The organism is Mycolicibacterium sp. TUM20985, from assembly GCF_030295745.1.
Lineage (GTDB): Bacteria > Actinomycetota > Actinomycetes > Mycobacteriales > Mycobacteriaceae > Mycobacterium.
Map to the genome: position 1 here is coordinate 187,447 of NZ_AP027291.1, position 18,107 is coordinate 205,553.

General features: G+C 69.0%; 22 protein-coding genes. 16 read left to right on the plus strand and 6 right to left on the minus strand.

All coding sequences use genetic code 11. From position 1 onward, the window contains the following. Positions 1 to 777: an SDR family NAD(P)-dependent oxidoreductase gene (locus tag QUE68_RS00830; RefSeq protein WP_284224078.1), complete on the plus strand. Its 777-nt coding sequence runs from the start codon at positions 1 to 3 to the stop codon at positions 775 to 777. Positions 778 to 848: 71 nt separating this feature from the next. On the opposite strand, the gene QUE68_RS00835 is transcribed toward QUE68_RS00830, so the two are convergent. Then, positions 849 to 1,871, minus strand: coding sequence for a sigma-70 family RNA polymerase sigma factor (locus QUE68_RS00835; RefSeq protein WP_284230552.1), 1,023 nt, complete (start codon positions 1,869 to 1,871; stop codon positions 849 to 851). Positions 1,872 to 1,922: 51 nt separating this feature from the next. Here QUE68_RS00835 and QUE68_RS00840 point away from each other — a divergent pair, with 51 nt between their 5' ends. From QUE68_RS00840 to QUE68_RS00900, 13 genes are all read left to right on the plus strand, one after another. After that, the gene (locus QUE68_RS00840) at positions 1,923 to 2,798 is read left to right on the plus strand and encodes an alpha/beta hydrolase (protein WP_284224079.1); all 876 of its coding nucleotides are present in this window, start codon (positions 1,923 to 1,925) and stop codon (positions 2,796 to 2,798) included. After that, positions 2,795 to 3,850, plus strand: coding sequence for an alpha/beta fold hydrolase (locus QUE68_RS00845; RefSeq protein WP_454786198.1), 1,056 nt, complete (start codon positions 2,795 to 2,797; stop codon positions 3,848 to 3,850). The genes QUE68_RS00840 and QUE68_RS00845 overlap by 4 nt, the downstream gene beginning before the upstream one ends. Before the next feature lie 17 nt (positions 3,851 to 3,867). Then, positions 3,868 to 4,800: an NADP-dependent oxidoreductase gene (locus QUE68_RS00850; RefSeq protein WP_284224080.1), complete on the plus strand. Its 933-nt coding sequence runs from the start codon at positions 3,868 to 3,870 to the stop codon at positions 4,798 to 4,800. Positions 4,801 to 4,914: 114 nt separating this feature from the next. After that, a complete protein-coding gene (locus QUE68_RS00855; protein ID WP_284224081.1) occupies positions 4,915 to 5,664 on the plus strand; it encodes a DUF2786 domain-containing protein in 750 nt (249 codons plus the stop codon). Positions 5,665 to 5,672: 8 nt separating this feature from the next. Beyond that, the gene (locus tag QUE68_RS00860) at positions 5,673 to 6,164 is read left to right on the plus strand and encodes a TIGR04338 family metallohydrolase (protein WP_284224082.1); all 492 of its coding nucleotides are present in this window, start codon (positions 5,673 to 5,675) and stop codon (positions 6,162 to 6,164) included. Positions 6,165 to 6,221: 57 nt separating this feature from the next. Continuing rightward, a complete protein-coding gene (locus QUE68_RS00865) occupies positions 6,222 to 6,866 on the plus strand; it encodes an O-methyltransferase (protein ID WP_454786329.1) in 645 nt (214 codons plus the stop codon). Positions 6,867 to 6,929: 63 nt separating this feature from the next. Further along, positions 6,930 to 7,844, plus strand: coding sequence for a DUF4129 domain-containing protein (locus QUE68_RS00870; protein WP_284224084.1), 915 nt, complete (start codon positions 6,930 to 6,932; stop codon positions 7,842 to 7,844). Further along, positions 7,841 to 8,326: a hypothetical protein gene (locus tag QUE68_RS00875; RefSeq protein ID WP_284232153.1), complete on the plus strand. Its 486-nt coding sequence runs from the start codon at positions 7,841 to 7,843 to the stop codon at positions 8,324 to 8,326. Before QUE68_RS00870 ends, QUE68_RS00875 begins: the two co-directional genes overlap by 4 nt. Beyond that, on the plus strand, positions 8,323 to 9,288 hold the full coding sequence (locus QUE68_RS00880; RefSeq protein WP_286275012.1) for an AAA family ATPase: 966 nt from the start codon (positions 8,323 to 8,325) through the stop codon (positions 9,286 to 9,288). The genes QUE68_RS00875 and QUE68_RS00880 overlap by 4 nt, the downstream gene beginning before the upstream one ends. A gap of 26 nt (positions 9,289 to 9,314) precedes the next feature. Next, positions 9,315 to 10,544: a DUF58 domain-containing protein gene (locus QUE68_RS00885; protein WP_284230556.1), complete on the plus strand. Its 1,230-nt coding sequence runs from the start codon at positions 9,315 to 9,317 to the stop codon at positions 10,542 to 10,544. A 4-nt stretch (positions 10,545 to 10,548) separates the two neighbouring features. Then, the gene (locus QUE68_RS00890) at positions 10,549 to 10,971 is read left to right on the plus strand and encodes a hypothetical protein (RefSeq protein WP_284224087.1); all 423 of its coding nucleotides are present in this window, start codon (positions 10,549 to 10,551) and stop codon (positions 10,969 to 10,971) included. A 27-nt stretch (positions 10,972 to 10,998) separates the two neighbouring features. Then, positions 10,999 to 11,805: an acyl-CoA thioesterase gene (locus QUE68_RS00895; protein WP_284224088.1), complete on the plus strand. Its 807-nt coding sequence runs from the start codon at positions 10,999 to 11,001 to the stop codon at positions 11,803 to 11,805. A 36-nt stretch (positions 11,806 to 11,841) separates the two neighbouring features. Then, positions 11,842 to 12,690: a rhomboid family intramembrane serine protease gene (locus tag QUE68_RS00900; RefSeq protein WP_284224089.1), complete on the plus strand. Its 849-nt coding sequence runs from the start codon at positions 11,842 to 11,844 to the stop codon at positions 12,688 to 12,690. Between the two features lie 6 nt (positions 12,691 to 12,696). Here QUE68_RS00900 and QUE68_RS00905 read toward each other — a convergent pair whose 3' ends face one another. Next, positions 12,697 to 13,065: a heme-binding protein gene (locus QUE68_RS00905; protein WP_284224090.1), complete on the minus strand. Its 369-nt coding sequence runs from the start codon at positions 13,063 to 13,065 to the stop codon at positions 12,697 to 12,699. A 332-nt stretch (positions 13,066 to 13,397) separates the two neighbouring features. On the opposite strand from QUE68_RS00905, the gene QUE68_RS00910 reads away from it, so the two are divergent. Next, positions 13,398 to 14,351 (plus strand): esterase family protein, encoded by a 954-nt coding sequence (locus tag QUE68_RS00910; protein ID WP_454786330.1) that lies wholly within the window; start codon positions 13,398 to 13,400, stop codon positions 14,349 to 14,351. Positions 14,352 to 14,394: 43 nt separating this feature from the next. Next, positions 14,395 to 14,823: a type II toxin-antitoxin system Rv0910 family toxin gene (locus QUE68_RS00915; protein WP_284224091.1), complete on the plus strand. Its 429-nt coding sequence runs from the start codon at positions 14,395 to 14,397 to the stop codon at positions 14,821 to 14,823. A 5-nt stretch (positions 14,824 to 14,828) separates the two neighbouring features. Here the strand turns inward: QUE68_RS00915 and QUE68_RS00920 are convergent, their stop codons facing one another. The 4 genes from QUE68_RS00920 to QUE68_RS00935 are packed head-to-tail and all read right to left on the minus strand — an operon-like array spanning position 14,829 to position 18,066. Further along, complete coding sequence (locus QUE68_RS00920) at positions 14,829 to 15,482, minus strand: nitroreductase (protein WP_286275013.1); 654 nt, start codon at positions 15,480 to 15,482, stop codon at positions 14,829 to 14,831. 12 nt (positions 15,483 to 15,494) lie between these two features. Then, on the minus strand, positions 15,495 to 16,430 hold the full coding sequence (locus tag QUE68_RS00925; protein ID WP_284224093.1) for an NADP-dependent oxidoreductase: 936 nt from the start codon (positions 16,428 to 16,430) through the stop codon (positions 15,495 to 15,497). Positions 16,431 to 16,445: 15 nt separating this feature from the next. After that, positions 16,446 to 17,258, minus strand: coding sequence for an alpha/beta hydrolase (locus QUE68_RS00930; protein ID WP_284224094.1), 813 nt, complete (start codon positions 17,256 to 17,258; stop codon positions 16,446 to 16,448). 22 nt (positions 17,259 to 17,280) lie between these two features. Continuing rightward, positions 17,281 to 18,066, minus strand: a complete 786-nt coding sequence (locus tag QUE68_RS00935) for an SDR family NAD(P)-dependent oxidoreductase (RefSeq protein WP_284224095.1) — start codon at positions 18,064 to 18,066, stop codon at positions 17,281 to 17,283. Positions 18,067 to 18,107 lie beyond the last annotated feature (41 nt).

Consider the following 18,107-nt stretch of genomic DNA (forward strand, 5'->3'; position numbering starts at 1 on the left):
GTGGACATCAACGGAGCTAGTGCAATCGTCACCGGTGGCGCGTCGGGTATCGGCGCCGCCTCGGCCCGCCTCTTGGCCGACAGGGGAGCGCGGGTCGTCGTCGCCGACCTGCAGGCCGATCGCGGGCAGGAACTCGCCCACGAGATCGGCGGCGTCTTCGTCAGCGTGGACGTGACCAACACCGAGCAGATCGAAGATGCCGTCAACACGGCCGCCGATCTGGGCCCACTGCGGGCGCTGGTCAACTCGGCAGGCATCGGCTGGGCGCAGCGCACCATCGGCAAGGACGGTGAGTTCGCGTCGGCGCACAACCTCGACGCCTACAAGAAGGTGCTGGCCATCAACCTGGTCGGCACCTTCGACTGCATCCGGCTGGCCGCCACCGCGATGAGCCGAAATGAGCCCACCGACACCGGCGAGCGGGGTGCCATCGTCAACATGACCAGCGTGGCGGCGTTCGACGGGCAGATCGGGCAGGCTGCGTACTCGTCGTCCAAGGGCGGCGTCGTCGGCTTGACCCTGCCGGTCGCCCGCGACCTCTCCGCCGTGGGCGTCCGCGTCAACACCGTCGCCCCCGGCCTGATCGACACCCCGATCTACGGCGAGGGTGAGGCATCCGAGGCGTTCAAGGCCAAGCTGGGCGAATCGGTGCTCTTCCCGCACCGCCTCGGCAAGCCCGAGGAGTTGGCGTCGATGGTCGTCGAGCTCATCACGAACTCGTACATGAACGCCGAGGTGGTCCGGGTCGACGGCGGCATCCGGATGCCTCCCAAGTAGCACCCCCCGTCGAGTGGCCACTCATCGCACGGATTCTGGGCGATCGCGTGCCATAGGTGGCCACTCGCGGGTCAGAGCGTGGCGGGCAAACCGAAGCGGTCGAACAGCTGGGCGTCGGCGTGGAAGGCCACCACATGCGAGATGCCACCCGGTTGGACGGACAGCACGTGCAGCTGGAACGCCTCGTGCGCACCCGTCTCGCGGTTGAGCATGTACAGCGCCGCGGTGGGTTGCCCGTTCGCGGTGGTGGCGACGAACCGCATGTCGCCGGCGCCCTCGGCGGGACAGTGCACCGTCGACAGCGTGACGATGTCCGCCGGCCCCTGGTACCACCCGTCGAACGGCGGCATCTCGAAGATCGCCTCGTCGGTGAACAGCGTGACGAGCTTGTCCATGTCGTAGGTCTCGAACGCGGTGATGTACTTCGCCAGCATCTCCTGCGCCTCCGGCGACTCGGGCTCGGCGATGTCGTCGTCCTGGCTGGGCTGGACGTCGTTCAGCTGCGCGCGCGCCCGCTGCAGCAGGCTGTTGACGGCCGCGGTGGATACCCCGATGGCCTCGGCTACCTCGGCGGCCCTCCACTGCAGCACCTCGCGCAGCACCAAAACCGCCCGCTGACGCGGTGAAAGATGTTGCAGCGCAGCGATGAACGCCAATCGCACCGACTCGCGCGACTCCACGATGACCGAGGGATCGGTCGGATGGTCGCGCGGCGAGTCCGGCAGCGGCTCCAGCCAGGTGACCTCGGGGTGCTGGGCGATGTCGGCGGTGGGGTCGGAGTTCGGCGCGCCGAGTCCGGTGGGCAGCGGGCGGCGCTGGCGGCCCTCCAGCGCGGTCAGGCTTGCGTTGGTCGCGATCCGATACAGCCAGGTCCGGATCGACGATCGCCCTTCGAACCCCTCATAGGACTTCCACGCGCGGAGATAGGTTTCCTGGACCAGGTCCTCGGCGTCGTGAATCGACCCCGTCATGCGGTAGCAGTGCGCCAACAGTTCCCGCCGGTAACGCTGCGCATCGGCGAGGAAGGCGTCCTTCGAGTCGAAATTTTCAGCCAGCACGCTCACGGATTGGAGCCTACCGAGAAGGTGTGACAGGCGACACCGTCGTCGTCCCGGTCATTCAGCCCGGCCCGCTACTCTCCCCTGATGGCCACCACCCGCAGCGAACGCAGTTTCGACGGTGTCGGCGGAGTTCGCATCGTCTACGACGTGTGGACTCCAGAGGGCAGGAGCGGAGCGAACGGGGGATCAGCACAGCGCACCGATGCCACCGGCGTGGTGATCCTCTGCCACGGCTACGCCGAACATGCCCGTCGATACGACCACGTTGCCCAGCGGTTCGGCGAGGCCGGGCTGATCACCTATGCCCTCGATCTCCGCGGACACGGTCGTTCCGGCGGCAAGCGCGTCTACCTCAAGGACATCTCCGAGTACACCGCGGACTTCCACCACCTCGTCGGGATCGCCACCGCGGCGCACCCCGAACTCAAGCGCGTCGTGCTCGGCCACAGCATGGGCGGCGGGGTCGTCTTCACCTACGGCGTCGAGCACGCGGGAGACTTCGCCGCGATGGTGCTATCCGGGCCCGCCGTATACGCCCAGGACGCCGTGTCGCCGGTGATGATCAGGGTCGCCGGCGCGCTCGGCAGCATCCTGCCCGGACTGCCCGTCGAGAACCTGCCCGCCAGCGCGGTGTCCCGTGATCCGCAAGTGGTCGCGGCCTACGAGGCCGATCCGCTGGTGCATCACGGCAAGCTGCCCGCAGGCGTCGCCAAGGCGCTGATCCGCGTCGGGCAGACGATGCCTCGACGCGCCGCCTCGCTGACGGCGCCGCTTCTCGTCGTGCACGGTGGTCAGGACAAGCTAATTCCCGTCGACGGCAGCCGCCGACTGATCGAGTGCGTCGGCTCGACTGACGTCAACCTGAAGGTGTACCCCGAGCTGTACCACGAGGTGTTCAACGAGCCCGAGCGCGAAGTGGTGCTCGACGACGTGGTGTCGTGGATCGAGGTGAACCTGTGAAAACCGTTGCGCGAAGCTTCTTCTGGTTGATCGCGGTGGTGCTGCTCGCCGTGGGCTGCTCATCCGGGGGTGGTGGTGACGCGGCCCCGCAACGGCAGGGCTGGGTCGAGGACGACGTCAGCTTCACCGCCGACGGGTTGACCATCTACGGCACCTACCGGCATCAGGCGGACGCCGCACCCGGCCCGGCGGCCCTGCTGATCTCCGAGAGCGGCAATACCGATCGCAACGGTGACAATGCGGTCGCAGGACCCGTCGGCAACATGCGACACCTCGCGGAGTATCTCTCCGGCAAGGGCATCGCCACCCTGCGCTACGACAAGGTGGGCACCGGGAAGACCGGACTCGGCCCGTACGCACTGCGGCCCGCCGACGTCGGCAGCGCGATCTACGACCTGGGTGCCAAGGCCGCCATCCGTGACCTCGCCGGCCGACCGGGCACCGACCGGGCGGGCCTCTCCGTCTACGCGATCGGGGAGGGCACCGTGCACGCCATGTCGCTGGCCAACGACACCGCACCCGATGCACCGAAGATCCACTCGCTCGGGCTCTTTCAGCCTCTTGCGGGCCGATACCTCGACATCATCACCGGACGCGTGCGGACCGGACTCGACGCCGACGTGGCCGCCGGCGCCAAGACGCGTCAGCAGGCCGACGAGGTGCTGACGACGTGGAATGCCGCCGTCGACGAGGCACGCACCAAACGGACCGCGCCCGCGAAGCTGCCCGAGGGTCTCGGGGCCATCCTCAACCCGTCCAACGTCGGCGCCGTGGTCGAGGCCGACGCCATCGACCCGCTGACGTCGGCGGCCGCCCTGCCGGCCGGTATGCCGGTGCTGGCCACCTGTTCTGACTCCGACAGCCAGGCGACGTGCCCGGCCGACCAGCCGCTCTTCGACTCGCTCGCCCACACCGCGCTGACCGTCGTCCGGATGACGGGCGTCAACCACGTGCTGCGCGACGACCCGACCGACAACGTCGGCAACTACGCCAGGCAGGACCCGCTGTCACCTCAGCTGTTGACCGCGCTCGACGGCTTCGTCGACAAGTAGTGACTAGACTCGCGCCCATGACGAGAACAGTGGTCGCCACTGCCTACGGCGGGCCGGAAGTCCTTGCGGTGCAAGACATCGAGCTGCCCGCACTCGGCGAGGGGCAGGTCTACGTCGACGTCCGGGCCGCGGGCACCAACCCCGTCGACTACAAGCTGTACGGCGGCGAGATGGGCAACGACCCGGCCAGCCTTCCGATGCCGATCGGGTTGGAGGTGGCAGGTGTCGTCGCGGAGATCACGCCCGGCGCCTCGGGATACACCGGACCACTGACAGTCGGTGACGAGGTGGCGGTGACCAACATCAGCGGTGGCTACGCAGACCGCGTCATCGCCGACGCCGCTGACGTGGGCCACAAGCCTCCGTCGCTCAGCTTCGAGCAAGCCGCGGGACTCCTGCTCGCCGGCGGCACCGCGTGGCACCTGTTGACGAACACGCGGGTGGGGACGGGCGACACCGTGCTGATCCACGGGGCCAGTGGCGGCGTGGGGCTGTTGGCGGTGCAGCTCGCGGTGGCGCGCGGCGCGAAGGTGATCGCGACGGCGAGCCCATCGCGGCACGATCAGCTGCGCGGATACGGTGCCGAACCGATCGCGTACGGCGAGGGACTGGCCGACCGGGTGCGTGCGATCGGCCCCGTCGACGCGGCGCTGGACCTGGTCGGCACCGACGAAGCGCTGGACACGTCGGTCGAACTCGTCGCCGACCGCAGCCGCATCGCCACGATCGCCGGTTTCGGGCGAGCGGCGGAGCTGGGGATTGCGGCGCTGACCGGCGCCGACGGCGGCCAGGCCATCCGGGATGCCGCCCGCGTCGAACTGATCAGGCTCGCGGCGACGGACGGGCTGGACGTGACGGTGGACCGGGTGTTTCCACTCGATGAGGCGGCTGAGGCCCACCGCTATCTGCAGACCGGGCACGCCCGCGGCAAAGTCGTACTGGTGCCCTAACTTGAGCGCATGAGTGACAAGCGAGTAGCGGAGCGGATCCGCGCATGAGGTCCCAGCGAGTAGCGGAGCGGATCCGCGCATGAGGTCCCAGCGAGTAGCGGAGCGGATCCGCGCATGAGTGACGACAAGATGCTGGCGCGGATCGCCGCGCTTCTCCGCCAAGCCGAGAACACCGACAACGCCCACGAAGCCGAAGCGTTCATGTCGGCCGCGCAACGGCTCGCGACCACCACGTCGATCGACCTCGCCGTGGCCAGGGCGCACGCGTCGAGCCGCACGCCCGCGCAGGCGCCCGTCCAACGCACGGTCACCATCGGGGACGCGGGCAGCAAGGGCTTGCGCACCTACGTCCAACTGTTCGTCGCGATCGCGATGGCCAACGACGTGAAGTGCGACGTCGCGTCCAACTCGACGTTCGTCTACGCCTACGGTTTCGCCGAGGACATCGACGCCACCCATGCGCTGTACGCCAGCCTGGTGGTGCAGATGGTGAAGGCGTCCGACGCCTACATCGCGACGGGCGCGCACCGGCCCACCCCGACCATCACGGCACGCCTGAACTTTCACCTGGCGTTCGGGGCGCGCATCGGGCAGCGGTTGTCGGAGGCGCGCGACGAGGCCAGGCAGGAAGCCACCACCGGTCGCGATCAGCAGCCGGGAACGGCAATCGCGTTGCGCAACAAGGAGCTCGAGTTGAAGGGCTTCTATCGTCAGGCATCGAAGGCGCGGGGTACCTGGCGTGCCTCCAGCGCGTCGGCGGGCTATTCGTCGGCAGCCCGCCGCGCCGGTGATCGGGCCGGACGCCGAGCCCGGCTCGGGCCGAGCACCGAATTCGCCGGGGCGCGAAAGACCTTGGACCGGTAACGGGCCGGATGCCGCGGGACGCGCAGCGCTCGAAGGTCTACGCCGCAGAGCAGTTCGTGCGGACGCTCTTCGACCGGGCGGCCGAGCGGGGCAGTCGGTCCGTGGACTTCTTCGGTGCGCAGCTGACCCTCCCCCCGGAGGGGCGGTTCGCCTCGGTGGACTCGGTCCGGCGCTACGTCGACGACGTGACGCGCCTGCCATCCGTCCGGACGCGGTGGCCCACCGCCGAACCGCTGGCGGTGCGGGCCCGTCGCGGTGTCACCGCCGCGCACTACGAGTACGACCGCAGCGTCGCCACCATCGCGGTGCCCGATCGCCACAGCACGTGGGCGCTGCGAGAACTGGTCGTGCTGCACGAGATCGCCCACCACCTCAGCCGGGCGGCGCCGCCGCATGGTCCGGCGTTCGTCGCCGCGTTCTGCGAGTTGGCCGAGGCGGTGATGGGTCCGGAGGTCGGCCACGTGCTGCGGGTGGTCTACGCGAAGGAGGGCGTGCGGTGAGGTGGACCCGCTAGCGTGGATCGGGTGAACGACGCGGACCCACAGGCGCTCGACGCCATGTTCGGCGAGCTGCTGCACACCGAGGACGACGTCCTGGCCGCGGCGCGGTCGGCCGCCGACGCCGCGGGGATGCCGAAGATCGAGGTCTCGGCTCAGCACGGCAAGCTGCTGTCGCTGCTGGCCACGGTCACGAAGGCGACCCGCGTGCTCGAGATCGGCACCCTGGCCGGCTACAGCACGATCGCCCTGGCGCGCGGCGTGGGACTCGGGGGTCGCGTGGTCACGCTGGAGTACGAGCCCAGACATGCGGAGGTGGCCATGGCCAACCTGGTGGCGGCCGGTGTCGAGACCCGCGTGGAGATCATCGTCGGCGCCGCCCTCGACACGTTGCCGAGGCTGGCCGAGCGCGGTGACCGGTTCGACATGTTCTTCATCGACGCCGACAAGGAGAACAACGCCGCCTACGTGCAGTGGGCCGTCGAACTCGCGACGCCCGGCGCGGTCATCGTGATCGACAACATCGCTCGCATGGGGCGCGTCCTGGATCCTTCGCCCGACGACCACCAAGCCCGTGCCGTCAAGGACATGTTCGCGATGATGGGCGAGCACCCGCGACTGGACACCGCGGCGATCCAGACCGTCGGCACCAAGGGGTGGGACGGGTTCGCCGTCGCGGTCGTGCGCGAGGATCCCCGCGCATGACCGCCGCAGTCGCGTAGCGTCGGCCTGGTGCAGCCTCGGGGGAGGACACGCAGTATCGCTCCCGTGACCGTCCTGGTCGCGCTCCTCTTCATGGCCGCGGCCGCCCTGCGGGGATACGTCCCAGGCGCCGAACCCGCTCCGCGCGAACCCGCTGGCGACGACCCGGTGGCCCTCGTCGTCGTCATGGTGCTGCTGGTGGCGGCGGTCGCCGTCGTCGCCGTCGCGGTGATCACCCGGCTGCGCCACCGCGGCGAGGCACCGCCACGGGTTACCGCGAGACCCGACTGGCTGCGCGGGGACCGCGGCCGGCCGACGTGGCGGATCGCGATCATTGCGTTCGCCCTGCTCCTCGGCTGGCTCCTGCTCTCAGTGCTCCTCGGCCAACTGGGCGGCGGCACCGCGGGCGATGCGGACACTCCCGGTGCGACGCCGGACGCCGCCGACGCGCCGGACGCGAGTGGATCTCCGTCGACGTTGCCGACCGAGCCGGACGGCGGCTCCGATCTGCTCGGGTACTTCTACGGCGCGACCGTGATCTTCCTCGTCGTCATCGTGGTCGGGTCGATCATCGCCGCGCGCAGACGACCCCCTCCCGCGGGGTCCAACCCACTCGCGCCGCACGACCCGACCTCCGACCCGGCGGACGGATCCGAATCCCTGGCTCGCGCAGCCGAAGTCGGGCTGGCGGAGGTCGGCGACCTCACCCGCGAGCCGCGCAAGGCGATCATCGCGTGCTATGCCGCCATGGAGCGGCAGCTGTCACTCCTGCCGGACGCCGCGCCGCGGGACTTCGACACGGCATCGGAGGTGCTGGCTCGCGCGGTCGAGCACCATGCGCTGGCCCCCGACAGTGCGACTCAACTTGTCGACCTGTTCGAGGAGGCCCGGTTCAGCCGGCACGTGATGAACGAGGGGCACCGTGATGCGGCGGTCGCCGTCCTCACCCACGTGCTCGACGAGCTTCGGAGTCACGCGTGAAGAAGCTGGCCGCTGCGGCGTTCGTGACGATCCTCGGCGCCCAGCTGATGGCGCTGTCGCACCCCGACCGGCGCGTCGTGCTCTGGGCGGGTGCCGCGGCCGCCGTTGTCGTCCTCCTGGTGCTGCGCTGGTTCCTGGTGCGCAGCGCCGGGTTCACCGTCGACGACTCCCGCGCCCGCGATCCGGCCGAGTCGTTGCGCCGGTGGCGATCGAAGACCGAGATCCTCGTCGCGCGCGCCGACTCGACCCGGCTGGACTGGGACAAGTACCTGCGCCCCATGCTCGCGCGGCAGTTCGAACTCGCGACGGGATCCCGAAAGGCCAAGGATCCGAAGGCCTTTCGGGCGACCGCCGTCAGCCTGTTCGGTGAGCAGCTGTGGTATTGGGTGGATCCCGACAACGTATCGCGCAGCGGAGCCGAAGAACCCGGTCCCGGGCGCGCCGTGCTCGACGACGCCCTGCAACGCCTGGAGGCGATATGACCCAGTCGGTCACCACGACCGCTGCTCAGAGCGAGGCGGTGCTCGACGAGATCCAGCGCGTCGTCGTCGGCCGGCGCCCTGCGCTCACGCTGATCCTCACCGCGCTACTCAGCGGCGGGCACGTCCTCATCGAGGATCTCCCCGGTCTTGGCAAGACGCTGATCGCCCGGTGCTTCGCCGCTGCGCTCGGGTGCCAGTTCAAGCGGGTGCAGTTCACGCCCGACCTGCTGCCGGCCGATCTGCTCGGCTCGACCATCTACGACATGCAGTCCGGTCGATTCGAGTTCAGGCCCGGGCCGATCTTCGCGAATCTGCTTCTCGCCGACGAGATCAACCGCACACCGCCCAAGACCCAGGCCGCTCTGCTGGAGGCGATGGCCGAGCACCAGGTCAGCATCGACGGTGTCACCCACCCCCTGCCGGACCCGTTCATCGTGCTGGCCACCGACAACCCGATCGAGTACGAGGGCACCTATCCGTTGCCCGAGGCGCAACTCGACCGGTTCGCGATCAGGCTGGAGCTCCGCTATCTGACCGAACGGGACGAGGCGTCGATGCTGCGGCGGCGGCTGGACCGCGGCTCGGCGGAGCCGGCCGTCGAACGCGTCGTCGACGCCGGTGAGCTCCTGGCGATGCGCGAATCGGTGGAGCAGGTCACCGTGCACGAGGACGTCCTGCAGTACGTGGTGTCCCTGGCAGTCGCCAGCCGTCAGCACGCGCAGGTGGCGGTCGGTGCCAGCCCGCGTGCCGAATTGGACCTGGTGCAGCTGGCCCGCGCCCGCGCCCTTTTGGCAGGCCGCGACTACGTCATCCCCGAGGACGTCAAGGCGCTGGCCGTCCCGGCGATGGCGCACCGGATCAGTCTGCGCCCCGAGATGTGGGTCCGGCAGGTGCGGACCGCCGACGTCGTGGAGGAGTTGCTGCGGCGGATCCCCGTGCCGCGGGCGCGTGGTGTGACGTGATCGAAGTGCGCACCACCGACGTGGAGATGCGTTGGCGCCCATCGCCTCTCGCGCTATCGATCGCCACGTGCGCGGCGGTGGCACTCGCGGTCGCGCTGGTCGGGTCGCGATGGCAGCTGATCCTCTTCGCCGCACCGCTGCTCGGGGCGCTGGTGTCCCTGCGCTGGCAGCGTCCGCCGCCCAGCGTGCAGGTGCACGCGGAGCCGGCGATGGTGCGCTGCTTCGAGGCTGAAACGGTCCGGTTGGAGTTGTGGGCGACGGCTGATGACGGCACGCCGGTCGAGCTGACGGTCGGCACGGCGACGGGTGCGGTGCTGAAGGTAGTCGGATCCCCGTCGGGGCGGATCGAACTGGAGTTGTCCGCCGAGCGGTGGGGCCGGTATCCAATCACGGTGCGGGTCGACGTCGTCGGGCGGGGTGGTCTGCTCGCGGGGAGAGCTGCGGGGGATTCGACGGTGGCGGCCGAGGTGTTCGTATTCCCCGTCGCCCCAGCGCAATCCACCGCATTGCCGCGCACCGAACTGCTGGATCGACTCGGCACGCACATGACGCGGCACGTGGGAAGGGGTGTCGAGTACGGCGGTATTCGCGGCTACGTGCCGGGTGATCAGTTGCGGACGGTCAACTGGCCCGTCAGTGCACGCCGAGGCACCCTGCACGTCACCGAGCGACTGAGCGAGCGGGCCGTCGACGTGGTCGTCGTCGTCGACACCTACGACCAACCGCCGGGACCGGCCACCGAAGCGACCGAACGCACGGTGCGCGGAGCCGTCCAAGTGGTTCAGAGCGCCTTGCGCAACGGGGACCGGGCGGGTGTCGTCGCCCTCGGCGGTCAGCCACGCTGGTTGGGTGCCGACATCGGCCGCCGCCAGTTCTACCGGGTGCTCGATGCCGTACTCGGTGCGGGTGATGGGCACGAGAAGACTACTGGCACCTTGGTTCCGCGGGCGGCCGTCCCGCCGGGAGCCATCATCGTGGCGTTCTCGACGTTGCTCGACACGGACTTCGCGCTGGCGTTGATCGAGCTGTGCAGGCGGGGACACGTCGTGGTGGCGGTGGACGTACTCGACGGTGCGCCGTTCGACGATCTGGACGACCCGCTGATCGCGCGTATGTGGACCATGCAGCGCGCCTTCATGTATCGCGACATGCGCACGATCGGTGTCGACGTCGTCGGGTGGTCGACCGACGGCAACCTCGATCAGGTGATGGGCCTGGTGCCGCGCCGCCGTCGTCGCGCGTCGGCGCGGAGGTGACGAGATGCGCTCACTCTCGGCGGCATTCGGGTTGCTGATGGTGGCGGCGGCCACCGTGCAGTCCGGTGGGCCTGCGCTCGTCGCATCGGCGGCGGGGCTGCTCGCCGTCGCGGTGGGACTGTTCTGGCGTGTGGCGGCCACGCTCGCCGTGGCGGCCACGGCCATGGCGCTGGCACTTTCGCAGCCGTCGCCGGTGCTCGCCGCGATCGCCGGGGTGGCGGCGACGCTCTACCTGGTGATGCGTCATGCCGGCGGAGGTGACGCCGCAGTGGGACTGACGGCGCCGACCGTGGTGGGAACCCTCGGGCTCTCGGCCGTCGCCATGGTCGGCACCGCCGTCCCGCTCGGGCTGCCGTGGATTCCGTTGGTGGCACCTCTGGCGGTGGTCGTCGGGTACGTCATCGTGGTCGCGCCGTTGGTCGGCTAACGACCGGCCCGCTAGGGTGAACCCTCGATGACAGGTGTCAAGTTCGAGCGGCCGAGCTGGATCGCCCGACTGCTGGACTTCCAGCGCGTCGGTGACGACGTCTTCGTGGCCCCACAAGCACCGCCAGGCCCCAGCAGCCGACTCTTTGGCGGGCTGATCGCCGCGCAGGCGTTGGGGGCGGCCGGCGCGACCGTCGAACCCGACAAGCATCCGCAGTCATTGCACCTCTACTTCGTCCGCGGTGGTCAGTACGGCGTGGACGTCGAACTGAACGTCGTCCGGACGCGCGACGGGCGATCGTTCGACACGCGTCAGGTCACCGCGGTGCAGAACGGCAAGGCGATCCTGGAGATGACCGCGTCGTTCCACCGGCCGGAGGAGGGCGCCGACTGGCACCCGAGTCCGGCGCCGGGTGTCGAGTTCGACGATGCGGTGCCGAAGCACCCCGACCTCGGCTTCGCGGGACGATTCGACATCCGCACGATGGCTACCGACGATTCGCCATTCGTGTTGCCGCCGTTCTGGATTCGTACCAGGGACCGGATCGAGGACGCCCCTCTGATGCGCGCCTGCGCCCTGACCTTCATGTCCGACTTCGGGCCGGTCCCCGCGGCGCGGCCGCCGGGGACACCGACCGGACCCGGCGTCGGCTATGCGGCGAGCCTCGACCACGCGGTGTGGTTTCACCGCCCGTTCGTGCCGCACGAATGGCATCGCTACGAAGTTGGGCCGTTGAACAACAGCGACGCCCTCGGCCTCGTCGTCGGGTCGATGTACGACCTGTCCGGGTCGTTGGTGGCCAGCACCACCCAGCAAGCGTTGTGGCGCTTCTAGGGCGGGTCACTGCACTGGGCTGGGACACTGTGAAGTGTGAGCACACCCAGTACGCCTAGCGCGCCCGCGGCTCCGCCGAGCTGCTATCGGCACCCCGGCCGGGGGACCTACGTCAGTTGCACCCGCTGCCAGCGCTACATCTGCCCCGACTGCATGCGCTCGGCCGCGGTGGGCCACCAGTGCGTCGACTGTGTGAACGAGGGCGCCAAGTCGGTACGGCAACCCAGGACCGCCTTCGGTGGCAAGCCGGTGGGCATCCCGTACGTCACCTATGTGCTGATCGCCGTGAACGTCGTCATGTTCATCCTGCAGAAGGCCGTGCCCGGAATCTACGAGGCGCTGGTGCTCTGGCCGGTCGGGATCGCCGGGCGGGGGGAGTGGTGGCGCCTCGCGACGTCGGCCTTCCTGCACGCCGACATCATGCACATCCTGTTCAACATGTGGGCGCTGTGGGTGATCGGTCCGGCGCTGGAGCGCTGGCTGGGCCGGACCCGCTTCATCGTGCTCTACGCGTTGGGTGGGCTCGGCGGCTCGGTCTTGGTGTACCTGCTCACGCCCATCAACGTGCCGACGCTCGGCGCCTCGGGTGCCATCTTCGCGCTCTTCGGCGCCACGTTCATGCTGGCCCGACGGCTGAACTTCGACGTGCGGTGGATCATCGGGCTCATCGTGATCAACCTGGTCATCACGTTCATCGTGCCGTCCATCAGCTGGCAGGGCCATATCGGCGGCCTGCTGACCGGGGCGGCCCTGGGCGCGGTGTTCGCCTACGCGCCGCGGTCCAATCGTGTCGTGATCCAGACGGTGTTCTCCCTCGCCCTACTGGCGGTGTTCGCGGCCCTGGTGTGGTGGCGAACCGAGAGCATCCTCGCGATGTTCGTCTAGCGGCGGTTACGGGCTGGGCGGTGCGCCGCAACGGTTCTTGAGGTCGAGCAGCGGCTGGCGGATGCCGGTGATGTCGTTCTTGGTGTCCGGGTGAACGTTCAGGTAGTCCTTCATCTGCGACGACACCTGATCCTTCGGAATGCCTTCGAGACTGGTGACGAAGTAGTTGTAGTCCGGGTGGGTGAACAGGTAGGCCGACGTGGATGCGTCGACACCCGCCTTCACGCCCTCGAGGTCTGCTGCGCTGCAGTTGGGCGGATTGAGCGCCGGGTCCTCGTAGGCGAAGGCGGACGGCAGATTTCCCAGCAGGGTCGCGCCGATCAGCCCTCCGGCGAGGACGGCACCGCCGGTGAGGCGACGCGCGAGGCGGCCCATTGATGGGGTTGCAGATGATCCAGTTACTGACATGGACGTACTCCTTCGGTGTGTGAAATGAGTTTGCCGTTGTGGGCCCCGGATCGCATGCCCCACGAGTCGATTCACAGGTGATTGGCGCACGGCTCACAGCGGCCACGCGGGCGGCTCCCATGTCTCGATGCGTCGTCGTTCGCGAAACAGCTTGATAACGAGCCGAATACACGTGCGTGGGCGCCACGGCGTGCCGTCAGCGCGCTGCTAACTTCCCGATGACCGCAAGCGCGAAAGAAGGGGATCCAGCCGTGTTGGCGACGATCGTTGGTGGGTTTCGACGCGGGTGGCCGCGGCTGATGGGGTGCGCGCTCGTCGTCGCCATGCTGCCGGGTCTGATGGGCGCGGTCGGGCTGACGCCAACGGCGTCGGCGTTCTCGCGGGAAGGTTTGCCCGTCGAGGGACTGCAGGTGCCGTCGGCCTCGATGGGCCGCAACATCCTCGTCTCGTTCCAGGGCGGCGGGCCGCACGCGGTGTACCTGCTCGACGGTCTGCGCGCGCAGGAGGACTTCAGCGGCTGGGACATCAACACCCCTGCCTTCGAGTGGTTCTACCAGTCCGGGCTCTCGGTGGTGATGCCCGTCGGCGGGCAGTCCAGCTTCTACACCGACTGGTACCGGCCCGCGAAGGGCAGCGGCGGGACCAGCACCTACAAGTGGGAGACGTTCCTGACCCAGGAACTGCCCGCGTATCTCGCGGCGAACAAGGGCGTCGCGCCCACGGGCAATGCGGTCGTGGGGCTGTCGATGTCCGGCGGTGCGGCGTTGAACCTGGCCGCGTACTACCCGACGCAGTTCGTCTTCGCCGGGTCGCTGTCGGGCTTCCTCAACCCGTCCCAGGGCTTGTGGCCGACCATGATCGGCTTCGCGATGAAGGACGCCGGAGGCTACAACGCGACCGACATGTGGGGTGTTTCGAGCGACCCCGCCTGGCGACGCAACGACCCGATGGTGAACATCCCGACGCTGGTGGCGAACAACACCGCCATCTGGATCTACTGCGGTAACGGGCGAACCTCCGACCTGGACCTGCCCGGGGACTTCGGAGTCAAGTACAGCGCGCAGTTCCTGGAGAACATCACCATCAACACCAACAAGGAATTCCAGAAGGCCTACCTCGCGGCCGGCGGACGCAACGCGATCTTCAACTTCCCGGCGAACGGCACGCACAGCTGGGGCTACTGGGGCTCGCAGCTGCAGGCGATGAAACCCGATCTGCTGAGGGTGCTCGGCGCCACACCGCCGCCGGCGTGACGCAATTACGGTTGACGGAGGCCCCCGCAGGGTAGAAACGGGCATGGCCAGTGTCGACGTATCAGTGACCTCGAACCTCTCGCCGGACAAGGCGTGGAAGCTGGCGTCGGACCTCGGGCGCTTCGACGAGTGGCTGACCATCTTCGGCGGGTGGAAGAGCGCGATCCCCGACGTCATCGAGAAGGGGACCACCGTGTCCTCCTTGATCAAGGTCAAGGGCTTTCGCAACACCATCCACTGGGAAGTGACGAACTACGACGAGCCCAACCGCATCGAGATGTGCGGCAGGGGCTTCGGGGGCGTGCGGATCTCGCTGTTCACCGACATCGCCGACAACGACACCGGCACCACGTTCCACCTGGTGGCGCGGCTTAGCGGCGCCGTGCTGAACGGCCCGGTGGGCAACCTCGTCGCGCGGGTGATCAAAGGCGACGTCGAGCGGTCGGTGCAGAACCTCGCGCACCTCAGCTGAATCGCTCAGTCGTCGAGGAACGTGACGTTGTCGGCGAGCGGACTGCGCGGTACGTCGAGCGAATTGGCCGGGAAGTCCGGATCCGGGTAGCCGATCGACACACCGCACAGGATGCGCATGTCGTTCGCGATGCCGAGCTGCTCGCGGATGACGTCCGGATAGCCGGCGATCGATACCTGCACGCAGCTGCCGACGCCTCGCGCGGTCAGCGCCAGCATGAAGGTCTGGAGGAACATGCCGACCCCGAGGGCGTCGGCGTAGTCCAGGTCGCGATGCATGGACACGATGGCGCCGAGCGGGGCGCGAAAGAACTCCCAATTGCGCAGTACGGCAATGCGTCTCGCCTCCGTGTCGTGGCGGGGTACGCCCATGGTGCCGTAGAGCCTCGCGCCGAGGTCACGCCGGAAGTGAGCGAACTCGTCGGGCAGCGGCGGTACGCGTGGATCGCCATTCGCCGCCTTCTCGAGTAGCGCCTCGACCAGGCGGTCGCGGGCCGGCCCGGAGGTGAGCACCACCCGCCAGGGTTGGATGTTCGAGTTCGACGGCGCCCGAACGGCCAGCTCGAGGGCTTCGGTCACCAGCTCCCTGGGTACCGGCATGTCCCGCAGGAACAGCCGCGTCGACCGCCGGTCGAGGATGACCCGTTCGAGGTCGTACATCGTCGTCTCCCGTCACGAGTCCCGGATGACCAGGACCGTCTTGCCTGACCGCCGGGGCTCCTGGTCTCGGCTCTCGAAGGCTGCTCGGCCCCGCTCCAGCCCGAAGGTTCCGGCGACCGCGACGTGCAGTCGGCCGTCGTCCACGTACCTGGCCAGTCTGGCGAGTTGTCCTAGATCGGGGACGACGATGAAGAACGTCACCTCGACACCGAATTGATCCGCCATCCCCGCGGGCGGGGGCGCTGACAGCGTGACCAGCCTGCCCCCGGGGCGCAGCACGGTGAATGATCTGACCAGGGTGTCCCCACCGACGGTGTCGACGACCACGTCGTACGGCTGGCCGGGGGCGTCGAACGCGGTGGTGCGAGTGTCGATCACGTGGTCGGCGCCAAGCTCGCGCATCAGCTCGTGGGCGTCGCTGCGCACCGTCGCGGTGACGTCGGCACCGAGGATGGTGGCCAACTCGACGGTCAGTGCGCCGACGCCACCTGCCCCGCCGTGCACCAGAACACGTTCTCCCGGCTGCACTTTGGCGTGCTCGACGAGTGCCTGCCAGGCCGTCAGTCCGGCCAGCGGCAGGGCGGCCGAGGTGACGTGGGACACCGAGGTCGGGCGCGCGGCCAGGTCCGCGGCGGGCACGCTGACGTACTCGGCCGCTGCTCCGTCCCGGTCGAACCGGATCAGCCCGTAGACCTCGTCGCCGACTGCTGGGTCGGTGACACCGGGAGCGACGGCCGCCACGACGCCGGAGACCTCGTGCGACGGGATGATCGGCGTCCTGTCGATGCCGTCGCGCAGCCACGTCTCGTCCCACGTCAGCTCGTCGAAGGTGATGCCCGCCGCATGGACGGCCACCAGCACCTCGCCCTCGGCGGGGACGGGAACGGGCGCCTGCTCGACGGTCAGCACCTCGGGGCCGCCGCGACGGTGCGCCCGGAGCGCGGTCATGTTCGGCATCGGTGCTCAGAATCCCTTGGCCGCGAACCAGTCCAACGCGACGTCCGCGACGTCGCTCCAGCCGTGGTCGATCGTCAACGAATGGCCGCGGCCCTCGAACTCGTGAAACTCGGTGTCGGATTGACCGTGCGCGTACTTTCCGAACACTTCCCTGGTGACCTTCAACGGCACGGTGTGGTCCTCGGTGCCCGACGTCAGAAGCAGCGGGCCCCGATCGGCGAGGTGCGTGTCGACCGCGGCGGGGGAGTGCTTCGAGAAGTTCGCCGCGGCGTCCTCGAACAGCGGTAGCCCGGGGCCGGGGATCGTCCAGCGGTCGTGCAGCTCGTTGGACTCCTCCTCGGTGAGCGCGTTGCCGAAGGCGTACCGAAACTGCTTGGCGTTCAACGACACGGTGCGGCGCCGGTTCGCCGGGTTGCCCAACACGGGGAACGCCGAGCGCAGCTGCGCCAAGGGCAGCGCCTTGACGCCCTTGATGGGAGCGGGGTCGATCGCCACGGCGGCCGCGGCGAGGCCGGTGGCCAATAGCTCCTGGGCGATCAGCCCACCGAAGGAGTGTCCGACGATGATCGGCTTGGCTTCGTGCCTGCCTTCGGCGGATCCGATCAGCGACGCGTAATGGTCGACGATGGCCGCGATCCCGACGTCATTGAGGGCGTCGGCGTTCTCGCGGGTGTCGGCGACGGTGTCGCCGTCCCCCGGCCAGCCGGGTGCGGACACCGCGTAGCCGCGCTCGGCGAACAGGTCCAGCCACGGCTGCCACGCGCTGGCGTGGATCCAGAGGCCGTGGATGAAGATGACGGGATTGGTCTTGGTGCTCATCTACATTTCCGTTCGTGGGGGGTTAGACGGTCGGGACGTAGCCGCCGTCGATGCGGACGTCGGCGCCGGTGGTGTTGCCCGAGCGGCTGCTGGCCAGGAACACGGTCAGGTCGGCCACCTCCTGGGGGGTGGTGAAGCGACCCGTCGGAGCACCTGCGGACACCGAGGCGACGACGTCGTCGGCGGTGGCGCCGCTGGCCGCGGCGAATTTGGCCGCCACCCCGTCCTCGGCGAGCCAGAGGTCGGTGCTCACCGGGCCCGGGCTGATCGTGTTGACGCGAATACCCTTGGGGCCGAACTCCTTCGATAAACTCTTGGCATAGTTCGCCAAGGCGGCTTTGGTGGCGCTGTAGTCGACGATGTTCGGTTCGGGCAGCGTCGCGTTGACCGACCCGATCATCACGATGGCGCCGCCACCGCGGGTCAGCATCTGGGGGATGGCTTCGCGGGTGGCGCGGACGGCCGACAAGAAGTTCACCGACAGCGCTGCCGCCCACTCCTCGTCGGTGACCGACAGGATGCCCCCGAAGCGGGTCGCCACCGCGCCCGCGTTGTTCACCAGGACGTCGACGCCCCCTCGCTCGGCAGCCGCGGCCAGGAGGGTGCGCGGGCCCTCGGCGGTGGCGAGGTCGGCGGCGATGAAGGTGGCCGAACCAGCGGCCTCGAGGGCCTGAAGCTCGGGGCTGTTGTGCCGGGCGCCGGCGATGACGAAGGCTCCCGCTGCGGCGAAGGCCTGGCTGACGGCGAGACCGATGCCCTTGCTCGCGCCGGTGACGACGATGACTGCGTTGGTGAAGTTCGTGTCCATGCCATGACTGTCCACCCGAGGTACTGCGACGAACATCGGTC